General features: G+C 27.7%; 9 protein-coding genes. 7 read left to right on the top strand and 2 right to left on the bottom strand.

Features of this window, described 5'->3' with window-relative positions; genetic code table 11:
- The first annotated feature begins 174 nt into the window (after window positions 1-174).
- The 5 genes from K5563_RS00725 to K5563_RS00705 all read left to right on the top strand — a co-directional run bounded on the left by K5563_RS00725 (window position 175) and on the right by K5563_RS00705 (window position 8,030).
- Complete coding sequence (locus K5563_RS00725) at window positions 175-1,392, top strand: TolC family protein (protein WP_221037734.1); 1,218 nt, start codon at window positions 175-177, stop codon at window positions 1,390-1,392.
- A 13-nt stretch (window positions 1,393-1,405) separates the two neighbouring features.
- A complete protein-coding gene (locus K5563_RS00720; RefSeq protein WP_221037107.1) occupies window positions 1,406-2,386 on the top strand; it encodes an efflux RND transporter periplasmic adaptor subunit in 981 nt (326 codons plus the stop codon).
- A 16-nt stretch (window positions 2,387-2,402) separates the two neighbouring features.
- The gene (locus K5563_RS00715; RefSeq protein ID WP_221037106.1) at window positions 2,403-5,687 is read left to right on the top strand and encodes an efflux RND transporter permease subunit; all 3,285 of its coding nucleotides are present in this window, start codon (window positions 2,403-2,405) and stop codon (window positions 5,685-5,687) included.
- A gap of 8 nt (window positions 5,688-5,695) precedes the next feature.
- A complete protein-coding gene (locus K5563_RS00710) occupies window positions 5,696-5,989 on the top strand; it encodes a PG0541 family transporter-associated protein (protein ID WP_221037105.1) in 294 nt (97 codons plus the stop codon).
- A gap of 145 nt (window positions 5,990-6,134) precedes the next feature.
- A complete protein-coding gene (locus tag K5563_RS00705; protein ID WP_221037104.1) occupies window positions 6,135-8,030 on the top strand; it encodes an AMP-binding protein in 1,896 nt (631 codons plus the stop codon).
- 1 nt (window position 8,031) lies between these two features.
- Here K5563_RS00705 and K5563_RS00700 read toward each other — a convergent pair whose 3' ends face one another.
- Window positions 8,032-9,912, bottom strand: a complete 1,881-nt coding sequence (locus K5563_RS00700; protein ID WP_221037103.1) for a penicillin-binding protein — start codon at window positions 9,910-9,912, stop codon at window positions 8,032-8,034.
- 143 nt (window positions 9,913-10,055) lie between these two features.
- Between K5563_RS00700 and hisS the strand changes: the two genes are divergently transcribed.
- On the top strand, window positions 10,056-11,426 hold the full coding sequence (gene hisS / locus K5563_RS00695; protein ID WP_221037102.1) for a histidine--tRNA ligase: 1,371 nt from the start codon (window positions 10,056-10,058) through the stop codon (window positions 11,424-11,426).
- Window positions 11,427-11,471: 45 nt separating this feature from the next.
- Here hisS and K5563_RS00690 read toward each other — a convergent pair whose 3' ends face one another.
- Complete coding sequence (locus tag K5563_RS00690) at window positions 11,472-12,608, bottom strand: hypothetical protein (protein WP_221037733.1); 1,137 nt, start codon at window positions 12,606-12,608, stop codon at window positions 11,472-11,474.
- A 187-nt stretch (window positions 12,609-12,795) separates the two neighbouring features.
- On the opposite strand from K5563_RS00690, the gene K5563_RS00685 reads away from it, so the two are divergent.
- Window positions 12,796-13,740, top strand: coding sequence for a tetratricopeptide repeat protein (locus K5563_RS00685; protein WP_221037101.1), 945 nt, complete (start codon window positions 12,796-12,798; stop codon window positions 13,738-13,740).
- Window positions 13,741-13,765 lie beyond the last annotated feature (25 nt).

The raw sequence follows: 13,765 nt of genomic DNA, 5'->3' as shown, positions 1-13,765 counted from the left end.
AATGTAATTTTATCATTATATTTATTAAATTTATGATATAGTAATTTTACTAGTTATTTTTATACAAAATATTTTTCTGTATGTGTATGTATCTATAGGGGAGTATGGGTGGAAGTGAATATTAAGAAGTTAATTCTAGTTTTTATTTTTCCATTTTCATCTTATGCAGAGGTTATGCAAATATCGGTTGAAAATGCTGTTCGTATGGCTTTAAATAACGGTTTAGATATTAAAAATGCTGAGTACGAAGAAAAAATAAAAAAATTACATCGAGATACTGCTTGGAATATTTTTATTCCAAATTTAAATATTAGTACAAGTTTTTCAGGTCCTCAATTTTTTATGTCTAATTTAGTAAGTAGTTCACCTTGGCAGTTAGGTTTTGGTATTTCTGCTAATTTTTTAATATCTGCATCTGATTTTAGTAAAATTAAGCTTGCTATTCTTAATTATGAGGCTTTTAAACTTAACAGGGAAAAAGTTATTCAAAACATTAAGTTAACTGTTCTTAAAACATATAATAAATTAATAGCTTTCAAAAATATTTTTGAAGTTTTGAAAAGTCAGCTTGAAAATAGCAGAATTAAATTTGAGCAAGCAAGTATTGCTTATAAGAATGGGATTATTTCTGAAATAGATTATCTTGATGCTAAATTAAAGTATAGCAAGTCTCAACCTGATTTAGATCAGCACATTATTGAGTTTGAAGGGATAAAAGAAAAATTTAAATTATTATTAGGATTAGATGTTGCTCAAGATTTTGAGACTATAGGAGAATTATCAGATGAAATATTAGATGTTTCATTATTTGATAAAATAGTAAATTTTAATGAGTCTTTGGACTTGAAAAAGTTAAATGGTTCTGCTCAAATTATGAAAGCTATGCTTCATAGTATTTGGTTAGATACTTTCTTGCCAAAATTTTCATTTTCAGTGTCTTATTCTCCTGGGGGTGTTTCTTTTAGTAATGGTTTTAGTAATTTTTCCAATCAGGGTTTTCAAGTTTCTTTGGGATTAACTTATAGTTTGAGTGAAACTTTACCATTTTCAAAGAGTTTTGCAGGAATATGGGAGCAAGATTATCGGTTACATATTTTAGATAATCAAATAAAAAATAAGATTCGTGAATTTAAATCTAATATTATTCAGAAGCGTAAAAGTGTAAGACTATATAAATCTATTTTAGATAATTCCAAGATAAATTTGGAAATATCTAAAAAGAATTATCAGATGGCTTTTAAGGCTTTTAATAAAGGTACCTTAGAACTTGTGAAATTAAATGACATCGAGACTTCCTATAAACAGAGTGATTTGCAATTTATAAAAGATAAACTAAATTATGCCAATATAATACTTGAATATAAGGAGTTAATAGGTGAATTAGATAGTTGATAGGAGGATATTTTTGTATTTTATTTTTAATATTCGATTTTATTTAAAACATTTTTTATTTTTTTTAATTTTATTATCTTTGTTATTGGATTTTTCTTGTAGTAAGAATGCTATTAATGATGGTTTACAAGAAGATATTAGTATCCCTTCTAATTCCAATAAGTCTTCTAATAAATTTCCAGTTATTCTTATTAAAGCCCAAAGGGGGATTTTGAGTAATTATCTTACTTTAAATGGAGATATAGATACGAAAGTTAAATCCGAGGTTTTCCCAAGTGTTATGGGTAAAATAGTGTCTCTTAACATTAAGCTTGGAGATTATGTAAAAAAAGGACAAGTAATTGCAGTACTTGATCCCTCAAAACCGGGTTCTTTTTATTTAAAAAGTTCAGTGATAACCCCAATTTCTGGATATGTTTTATCTGTTAATTGTAAAATTGAAGAAACAGTTAGACCTCAAAAAAGTATAGCTTTAATAGGTAAAATAGATACAATTCAGATTAAGACTCATATTTCTGAGAAATATGTTTTGGATGTTAAGGTTGGTAGTGATGCTGTTATTGAGCTTCAATCTTATCCGAATGAAAAATTTAAAGCAAAAGTTTCAGAAGTATCCCCTATTTTGGATTTTAAGAGTCGTACTGCTGCAGTATATCTTGAACCTATAGGAAATAATAAAAATAAAATGATTATTGGTATGTTTGCCAAGATCAAGCTTATTACTAATCATTTAAAAAATGCGGTCAAAATTCCAAGACGTGCATTTGTTGAGCGAGAAGGTAAACTTTGTGTATTTAAGTTAAATAAAGCTAAAAAAACCGTTGAAAGAGTCTTTCCGATAATAGATTTCGAGGTAGATGATATTGCCTCTATTAAAGAAGGTGTTAATGCTGATGATTTAATTGTTATTGAGGGTATTTCTTCTCTTTCTGATGGAGTTGGTGTAGATATAGTGGACATTCAAGATGGACTTGCTGTTGAAGACAATGTTTAATTTTTGAGGTTTTTGTATGTTAATAAAAAAGGTTGTTGGTAGGCCAATAACGATGTTAATATTATTTTCGTTATTGATTGTAATTAGCATTTATGCTTTTTCAAGATTAAAAATGGATTTGCTACCTGTTGTTGAAGACAATAATTTAGCTATTTATACTGTCTATGATGGGGAAGGAGTATCTGCTCAAGAAATTGAAAAGACAGTAACTAGTGTTTTAGAGAGCAATCTGGGCTTAATAAATAATGTGCAAACAATAAAAAGTATTTCTTTTAAAGGTGGTAGCAGTATTTACGTTCAATTTTATCGTGGAACCAATGTAGATTTAGCTCTAAATGGGATAAGGGATGCAATTGAGGTTTCAAAAAGTTTGCTTCCTGAAAAAGCAAGATTACCCAAAGTTTATAGAAGTAATCCAACAGATTTAGAAGTATTATCATTTGTTTTATATGCAGATAGACCCCTTATAGAACTTAAGAGATATGTGGATAATATTATTAAGCCTAAATTGGGAAGGATTAATGGAGTTGGAAGTATAGAGGTTAATGGAGGGGAGACTAAACGAGTTTTAGTTGAGGTTTCTCCAAATAGGTTGGAGGCGTATGGACTTACTTTATCAAAAATAGCGCCGTTTATTTTGTCTCAAAATTTTGGATTTTCAGTTGGTAAGTTATTAGACAATGATTTGCGATATCAAGCACAAGTATCTGGAGAATTTAGTTCGTTTAAGGACTTGGGAGATGTAGTTATTTCTTATAAAAATCCAAGTACTTATGTTTTAGATGGTAGTTCTCTTGCTCAAATTAGATTAAGGGATATTGCAAATATTAAGATGGTCTTTGATGATTTACAAACTTATGTTCATTATAATGGTAAGCCTTCTATTAATATATCTATCAAAAAACAAAGTGATGCAAATTTAGTTATTGTTTCAGATGAAATAAAAGCAGAGATTGAAAAAACAAAGCTTACACTTCCAAAGGATATATCTTTAGATGTTTTTCATGATGCTTCTGAGTTTATTAAAAAGTCTATTTTGTCTGTTTCTAATGCAGCTTATTCTGGTGCATTGCTTTCATTATGCATTATTTTTTTCTTTTTAAGAAGTCTTAGAGCAACTATTATTATTGGAATTGCCATACCATTTGCTATTGTTTTTACTTTTTTTTTAATGTATTTTGCAGATATTTCATTAAATGTTATGAGTCTTTCAGGTCTTGCTTTGAGTGTTGGTATGCTTGTAGATTGCTCTATTGTTGTAATAGATAATATCTATAAATATAGACAAAAAGGAGCCAAACTCATTTCATCTGCTATTTTTGGAACACAAGAAGTGATGTTGCCCATTATGGCTGCAACTTTAACATCAATTTGTGTGTTTCTTCCTATGCTTATTTTTAAGGCTGAATTAGATTTAATAGGTGATTTTATTAGGGATTTTGTTTTTACTGTTGTTGTATCTTTGGCAGCCTCTTTATTTGTTGCAGTTTTTTTAGTTCCCGTTCTTTCAAGTTATTATGTTGGACTTTATACTACTTTTCAAAAACCCATCAAGAATAAATTTATTAGAAAGGTTGATAGTTTTTTTTATGGGATTTATTTGTTTTCTGAAAAGCTTTATCTTAAGTTGCTAAAATATGTTTTAATTCACAAAATAATTTTTTCGCTTATTGTTCTTTTTAGTTTTATTTTAAGTTTGGTTTTATTGCCTTTTTTAAAGGTATCTTTTCTTCCTGAAATTCATTCTTCTTCTATGAATTTTGATTTTAGCTTTCCTAATGAAAAGAACTTGGAAATTTCAAAATTTTATTCAGATAAAGTTTTAGAAATTTTGAAAAGTGAAATTAAAGGTTATAAGAGTATTCGGTCTTCAGTAAGTCCAAAAAATTTTTTCTTTAGCTTCACATTTTCCTTAGAGGAAGAGAATAGTAGAAGACTTATTAAGGAAGAAAGAAATATTAAGTATAAAGTTTTAGAACGTGTTAAAAACCTTTATCCTGACCTTATTTTTAATACTTCATCAGAAAGAACTGCTTATGGTGGTGGTGCTTCTATTGATATTAAAATTATTGCTTCTGATTTTGAGTATGCAATAGGATATGGGAAGTTGTTAGTTAGTCTTTTAAAGAAACAATTTCCCAAACAACTTGTTAATCCCAAGCTTGACATAAAAGAAAATCTTCAGATTGAGATAGAAATAGATCGAGAAAAGGCTTATTCTTATGGAATTAGCCTACAAGAGCTTTCAAAAGAGATTAAGAGTAATATTGATGGACTTTTATTAGGAAAATATAATCAAGACGGAATAAATTATGATATTGTTCTTAAGCTTGATAGAGGCAATATTGTTAGTTTGAGTGATTTGGATAAAATGTTTGTTATGAATTCAGCTGGTATTAAAATTCCTATATCTTCAATAGTGAGGATTAAGAAAACAAAAGGATTTGATGATATTGTAAGGGAAAATCAATCTTTAGTAGTTACACTTACATCAAATATTTCTCCAAATGAAAATCTAGCTTTGATTACAAAAAATGTAGTAGATTTTGTAACTAATAAGGTTCCCAAAAAGGATGATATTTTAGTTAAGTTTGAAGGAGAATACAGCTCATTTGTGAAGTATATACAGCATTTTATAATACTAATTTTTATGGCTATTTTGCTTGTATTTGGAGTTATGGCAGCACAATTTGAGTCTCTATTAAAGCCATTCATTATCCTTTTTACAATACCATTAACATTAATAGGTGTTTCACTGATTTATTTTATATCAGGAGAACATGTTTCTGTTTTTACTGCTGTTGGTATGCTTATGCTTGTTGGGATTGTTGTTAATACAGGTATTGTGCTTGTAGATTACATTAATTTATTGATTAAAAGGGGATTTAGTCTTAGAGAATCTGTGCTTGAAGCAGGTCGTTCTAGATTTAGACCAATTTTAATGTCTGCCTTAACATCAATAATTGGGCTATCTCCTCTTGCGTTCTCAGATTCAAGTGAGAATGCTTTTGTAAGATCAATTGCTTTTACCTTTATTGGTGGAATGATTGCTAGTACGTTATTGACTTTATTTTTTATTCCTATGATTTTTGAAATTTTTTCTAATCTTTCTGTAAAGAATTTCATTCTTTTTAAATTTTTTGTTGTTATTGGCAGAATTAATTCTAAAAAATGTGTTAAGAGTTCTTTAAATAACGATCAAGGCGCAAATGACATGGATATTCCCAAAAATAATATTAAGGACAAAGCTAAGACTAAGAGTAATTTTAATAATCTTTTTATTGATGAGAATGAAGACTAGGAGGGTATGTGTATAGAGTAGAAATAATTTCTAATCTGTCTTTAGAGTTTGATCTTCATGAACATATTAATAGGATAGAAAATGATTTTGGTGAAAATATATATTATTCTCAAATATATGACGTTCATGGTAAAGGAAGAAAGGGTAAAAAGCAAGGTGATGGGGTTTGGCCAGGGGAAAATTTTATTCTTATAATTTATACTGAGAAATTAATTGTTATAGAGAGATTAAGAAGTATTGTTGATATTTTAAAACAAGAATACCCTACTGAAGGAATTAAATTTTTTATTATAGGCAATTAGCTTTTTTTATTCTTAATGATATAAATAAATATTTTGAAATATTACACAAGTCAATTAAAGTTTAAATTAGGATTTTATTGTTTTGAGTGTTATAATATTACTAGCATTATAAGTGTTATTTAGGTGTGAGATAGAGTAGAGTGATATGTCTTTAGTAAAAGCTTTTTTTGAAATTGCTGAAAAGCATAACAGTAAAATTGCACAAATATATAGAGTAAGTAATAAAGATTATTTCAAAGTTACTTATGAGGAGTTAAAGAATAATGTTTTGAAATTTGCATCATTCTTAAAAAAAATGGGCTTGGGATATCAAGATAAAGTATTTATTTGTTCTGAGAATAGAATTGAATGGAGTGTTATAGATTTTGCAATTTTAGCTTTAGGTGCTGTAGATGTTCCAAAAGGAACTGATATTACTCCTTTTGAGGCTGAAGTAATCATTAATGCTGTTATGCCAAATATAATAATAGTGGAAAATCTAAATATTCTTGATTTGATTATGCATGTTAACTTGAAAATTAAGCCTATCATTATTACTATTGACGATTTAAGTGAAAACGATAAAAAACGTTTTAGTGATTTTAAAATTTATACTTATAAAGAGTCTCTTTCAATTGGAGATGATGCAAGACAAGATGTGAAGATTATTGAAATTGTAAATGATATTAGTCCTGATGATATGGCAACAATAATATATACTTCTGGTACCACAGGGGAACCTAAAGGAGTAATGCTTTCTCATGCTAATTTTCTTTATCAGGTATCTAGTTTTAGTCGGATGGTTAATGCTAGTGAGGGACAAATATTTATGTGTATTTTACCAATTTGGCATTCATTTCAGAGATCTTTTTCTTATAATATTTTTCTTAAAGGTATGACTTGTTTATTTTCAAGTATTGTTCCAAGGATTATACTTGATGATATTAAAAATATTAATCCTCATTATCTTGCTGCTGTTCCTAGACTTTGGATTGCAATAAGGCATAATATACTCAAGGAAGTTTCCAAGAAGTCATTTTTAGCAAGATTATTATTTAGTACTTTTGTTAAAGTAGCATGTTTATATGATATTTGTCATAGAATAGTTTTAGGATTATACCCTAATAATGGCTTTGATTTATTGGTACCTATAAAAAAATTTTTAGGAATTTTGGGTTTGGTAGTTTTATTTCCACTTAGAAGTTTGGGAGATTTTCTTATCTTTAAAAGGATAAGAAAATTTTTGGGCAATAATTTTATTGTTGGGATTACTGGTGGGGGCAGTATGTCTTTATCTATTGTTAGATTTTTTAATGCGATTGGCATTAATCTTGCTAATGCTTATGGATTAACAGAGGCATCTCCAGGTGTTGCATCTAATAAGTATGGAAAGTTAATTCTTGGTACTTGTGGTAAAGTGTTGCCTGAAACTGTTGCTGAGATTAGGGATGAAAATGGTAATAAGCTTAGTAAGCCAGGTAAGGGGATTTTATTTATTAAGGGTCCTCAAGTTATGATTGGGTATTATCAAGATAAAAATGCTACTAGTCGGGTTATTGGGCCTGATGGATTTTTAAATACAGGTGATATTGTTAATTTGTCAAAGGATAATGTTGTTCAGATAATAGGGCGAGAAAAAGATACTATTGTTTTAAACAATGGAGAGAATATTGAACCTGTGCCAATTGAAATTAAGCTTGAAGAATCATTATTGATTGAAAAAGCAGTTGTTGTGGGTCAGGATCAAAAATTTTTAGGAGCATTAATTCTTCCTAATTTTGATGAAATAAATAAATATTTAGAGAGCATTGGTCAGAAAATTTTTGATGCTCAAAATAGGCAACAAATTGTTGCAAATAACATTGTCCTTAAAGCTATTAGTGATGAGATAAACAAGCTTGTTAATAGAGCTAATGGATTTAAACCTTTTGAACAAATATTAAAGTTTGTTCTTTTAGAAAAGCCTTTTGAGATAGGTAAAGAGATGTCTATTAAGATGGATGTTAAACGTAATTATATTTTAGATTTTTATAGAAATGAGATAAAAAATTTATTTTCTTAAATTATTTTAGAGTTATTTCAAGCTTATTGATATCTTTTAATTTTGTATTAGGTGTATGAGATTGTTTATATACAAAGCCATTGCCTTTGATTTCAATTTTTATGTTTGTATAGTTTTTTAAAATTTGCATCAGATCTCTTTTTGACAACCCTTTAAAGTTTGGCAGGATTTCCTTTGTTTCGTGTTTAATTGTAACTTTTGGTATGCTAATTTTTGGAGAAATTTTAATTTTATTGTATGCATTTTTATTATTTTGATTTTCAATTAATTCTATTATTTCTTTTGCCATTGGAGCAGCAATTCGTGTTCCATATATTATTTTTTTAGGATATCTGTATACAATATATATGATGTATTTAGGATTTTCTGTAGGATATATTACAAGTATTGAGGATGTATAATCTTCTTCTGAATATTTGCCTGTATTTTTATCAATTACCTGAGAAGTTCCACTTTTTGCAGAAATGCTTAAATTTTTCATTTTAAGATTTGGTATGCCTCCTTTATTTACAACTTCTCGCATCATTTTTAATACTTCTTTTGCTGTATGAGTAGATATTACTTTTTTAAGTTCTTCTTTTTGAAATTTTTGAATTACATTTCCTCCTTCATCACTTATTTCTTTTATTATTTTAGGTTTTAACATAATTCCATCATTGCTTAGTATGCTAGCAGCTTGTAATATTTGAATAGCAGATACTCCTATTTCTTGTCCAAAGCCAATTGTAGCTTTGCTTCGTCCTGACCATTTTGAATGGTGAGTTAGGAGGCCTTTTGTCTCTCCAGGGAAAGGAAATCCAACTTTTTCTCCAAAGCCAAAATCTATTAATTTGTTATAAAAATATTCGTTACTTACTTTATCTGTAATGTGAGCTATTCCTACATTAGATGAATAAATGAGGATCCCACTAGGATCGATATAGTCATAAGGAGGATTTAGAGTTTTTATTGTAACTATTTCACCTGATTTAAATTTTTTTTGGTATATACCGTTATCTAGGAATTTTTCATTTGATTTTAATAATCCACTCTCTAATAAAATAGCTACTGTAAAAATTTTATTAATACTTCCAGGTTCATAGGTGAGAGCGGTTGCAAAATTATTCCATATTTCTTTAGGATAATTTGAATAATGATTGGCATCATATTGTGGAAGTTGAAGCATTGATAAAATTTCTCCATTCTTGGCATCCATTACTATAGCAATCATGTTTTCAGGTTGGTTTTCTTTAAAGTATTTTTTTGCTATTTGATTTATATTTTTTTGCAGGTCTATGTCTATTGTTAAGTATATGTTATTTGTGTATAGCTTTTCGTTTATAGATTTTTGTTTGGTCAAATCTTCGTTTAATAGGCTATTTAAGGATAGTTCAATACCTGTAAGCCCAATATTGTCAGTTCCAACAAAACCTGTAATGTTGCTTGTTAGTTCTTTAAATGGATAAATTCTTGTATAGTCTGGATATAGTACGATGTCTTTTAATCTTCCTTCTGATTGAATTCTTTTAATTAATTCAGATTCTTCTCTTTTTATTTTTCTTTTTATATATATGAACCCTTTTTTTAAGGACAATTTTTTTTTTAGTGTTTGGGGTTCAATTTTCAATATTGCACCAAGGGTTTCTGATGTACTTACGATATTTTTTATTTTATTTGGATCCGTTCCTATTGAATGTGATTTTGAAGAGAATGCTATTATTTTTCCATTTCTGTCATAAATATTGCCTCTTCTTGAAATATAATTTGTATTTTGAGGAAGATATGGTATTTCTTTGGCAGAAGACATTAGCATAAAATATTTATAAATAGTTAATAATGTTATTATTAGTGAAACTATGAGAATTGTATTTAATCTTAAATTGTTAGCAAAATTTTTATGCATCAAATACTACATGCTCCTTATTGTAAGTAATAAACATTTAAGAGTACAAGATTTTAATATTAATGTTTGATTAATTTCTTCTCATATTTATAATATTATATTATGAAAAGATTAAATTTTAAATTAGTAGAGGTTTAAATATAGTGGATGTCAGAACTTTAAAAGGTTTTAGAGATTACTTGCCAAAAGAAGCGTTGATTCGTACTCATATTATAAAGCAGATACATAGTGTTCTTGCTTCATATAATTTTGATTTGATGGATACTCCTATTCTTGAATATTCTGAATTTTTATTAAAAAAAGGTGGGGATGAGGTAGAGAAACAAATATATCGATTTAAAGATAATGGAGATAGAGATGTTTCTATGCGTTTTGATTTAACGGTTCCTTTTGCAAGATTTATGGCTGCTAATAGAAATAAGATTAAATTTCCTTTTAGAAGATCTCAAGTGGGGAAAGTATTTAGGGGAGAAAACACTCAAAAGGGTAGATATAGAGAATTTATGCAATTTGATTTTGATATAGTAGGTGAGGATACTTTTCGTGGTGATGCTGAGATCTTATCTGTTGTTTATTGTGGTCTTGGAGAAATTTTTTTAAATTTTATAGAGGGTATTAATAGAAGGTTTGTTATTAACTTTTCTCATATTGGAATATTGAAAGCTTATATTGATAAATTGGGGTTAAAAAATGATTATATTTTTATTTTGAGCAATATAGATAAATTAGATAAAATAGGAATTGAAAGTGTTAGAGAGACTTTACTGACAAAGCTAAGTGAGACACATGTTGATTTAATATTAAAATTTGTGAATTTACAAGGAACTTTTTGGGATAAATTGAAAATCTTAAAAGATATGTTAGATCATAATGATGATATTAATAGAATTGAAGATATCTTTATGCATCTTAGTGCATTAGGCATTCAAGATGCATTTAACTTTAATCTTAAGATAGTTCGTGGTCTTGATTATTATACCGGACTTGTGTTTGAGGCTAAGATGACTGGCGTTGATGTAGGGAGTATTTGTAGTGGTGGAAGATACAATAATTTATTGTCCTTATTTTCTAATTCTTTGCAAAAAGTGTCAGGAGTTGGTGGATCTTTTGGTGTTGATAGGATTCAACATATAATTGAGAGTGATAAATTTAATTATATTAAATTATTTGTTGTTAAAGCCAGTTCAAGGGTATTAATTGTTAACATAGACTCTGAATTGCAAGACTATTATTATAAACTTGCAGATAAATTTAGAAGACATGATTATTCTAAGATAAATAATATTGCTTGTGAGGTATATCCAAAGAATAAGGATGGTAAGAATATTAAGGAACAAATAGAATATGCTCTTGATAAAGCTATAAGATTTTTATTTTTTATAGGACAAGAGGAATATAAAGAGGATAAGATAAAGGTAAGAGACTTAACCAAGAAGGAAGAGTTGTTATTGTCTTTTGATGAGACCATAAAATTTGTTAAAGGGAATGATAAATTTTTAAGCACACCTTTTTAGTAGAAAGTAATTAAGCTTCAATGGTTTTATATGATAGTCACAAAGTTAATTTTTTCTCTCTATTTTGCGTATTGTGATTGCATTTAAAGTTATTTTATTTGTGTTATAGTCATAATCTATTTGTCCAAGTATTTCAACAGAGTCCTTGAAATCAATATCGATATCAAAACTTGTTTTTGTAGTTATTATTCCTTCAAGGACATTTTTGTTATATCCAACATAAAAGTCAAAGTAAGTTATGTTATCTTTTTTTTCAACATTATGTGTAATTCCCTCCCATTTTACATATACATTTGAGTAAATTGATGGATTTTTTTGAATTTGTTTTAAAGTTAAATAGTCATTGAATGTAATAAAGTCTGGTCTTGAGATAAAACTTGCTAAATTTTTGGCTTTAAGTTTAATTGATTCTGATGCATTTGAGTTTAATATCTTATTTATTTCAATTCTTGCAAAATTATCTTTACTTTTTTTTAGATGATTTTTAATTTTTTGAAATGAATTTTTGATTTCAGTTTCAGTGAGTATGAACACAAATTGTCCTTCATGATTTTCAATTTTTTCTTTATCATTTATTTTAATATCATCAATATATGCTGCAATATTGTTTAAAGCTTTTTTTTCTTGTGATGTAGGATTGATTTTTAATATCAGTTTAATTACTTCGTTGTAGTTTGTAAATAAGAGTATTGATATTACTAAAAATACAAGGCTTGGTATTGTTAGTAATTTTATTAATTTAGATATTTTATATTTTGTTTTGACTTTGATTTTTGGAAATAGCTTAGCATATAGTTTGTTTTTGTTTAGGAATAATGTCCCTTGAATGGGATTTTTTCTAATCACTTCTAAGGAGAGTTCTGATCGTTTTATTGCTTGATTATCTTCTATCATTTTAAGCCATATTTGTATAGCTTTGTCTTCTTTCCCTTGGGCTGCTAGTAATATTGCTATTGATTGTTTAACATCTGGTTCTGTTGGATTTAAAGTATAAGCTTTTTTAAGATATGTTTGAGCATTTCCTAAATTTCCTATTCGAAGATAAGACATTCCTAAAATGTAATGATAAAAGTAGTAATTCTTGTAAAAGAAAATTTCCTTTTCTAAGAGTTTTATTACGTCTGAATATTTTTGAGAGTTATAATAGCGAATAGATTTCTTAATAAGTTTGTTAGTTTCCATGTCCATAAAATCGAAGCTATCCTCATGATGATTGTTTTTAACATTTTTTACATAAATTCTATATTAAAAAAATAATAAATAGAATATTGTTTTTGGTTTTAAATAGGCTGGTTTGACTAAAAACTTATTAATGTTATAATTATATAAACTAGTTTGGGATTTATATATATTTTAAAGTGGTAGGAATGTGTCATCAGAAAAAATCGCGGAATTAATCAAGGATGTTTATTTAAGCTTCAGAAAAGGTGATTTTAAAACAGCTTTAATGAAATCAGAAGAAGCACATGCTCTTGATTTTGATAATATTGAGGTTTTGACTGCTTTAAAAAGTTCTGTATATTGGAGTGGTCAGGTTGAAAGTCTTGATCGGATAGATAAGGACTATGAAAAGGCTGAATTTTTAGTTAGAGAGTGGAATAATTTTGCTAGAAGATATTTAAAAAAGATGAATTTTGATTTTGTTCAAGGCCGAAACTCAATTAAATATTTTATATTTCAATTATGCTTAACTATATATAAAGATATATATAAATTACAACCAGAAAACTTGGATATTTTAATAAAGATTGCTAAGTCTTATAAGGGAATGGGGAATTATGAGAGGGCTATATCCGTTTTTTTGCAGATATTAGGGGATGCGAAAGAGAATGCAGATGTAGTTGCTGAGCTTGCTGATTCTTATGCTCTTATTGATGAAATTAAAGAAGCTAAGGTTTTATTTAGAGAAGCTTTTTTTATTAATCCCCAAAAGATAGATATAGATGCTCTTGAATCTGAAATGATACTTAAGTTAATAGAAGCTATTAAGATTGATAGGAATATTTCTGATACTCTTATTAAGGAATGGATACCTGTTTATGGTGCATTGAATGGTGTATTTAATATAAAGCGAGAATTAAGACCTATTGAACTTGGTCATTTAAAGCAGTCTGTTTATAGTTTACGCAATGAGCTTAAAGAAAAATCTTATCGATCTATAAATGAAAGTATATTGCTTCCAAGGCTTATTAATAAATATTTTTGGCTTATTGATCATTATGTAAGGATAAAAGAAGATCGTGTCCGAATTGATGAAATTTTATCTTATATTAAAGAAATAGATATAGGAATATATCAACAGTATGTCAATTAGTTTAATTTTAATAAAATTGATATTA

The organism is Borrelia sp. HM (assembly GCF_019669085.1).
In the GTDB taxonomy this organism is placed as follows: domain Bacteria; phylum Spirochaetota; class Spirochaetia; order Borreliales; family Borreliaceae; genus Borrelia.
Note: the sequence above shows the minus strand (reverse complement) of the source record. Positions and strands in the feature narration are given on the sequence as shown.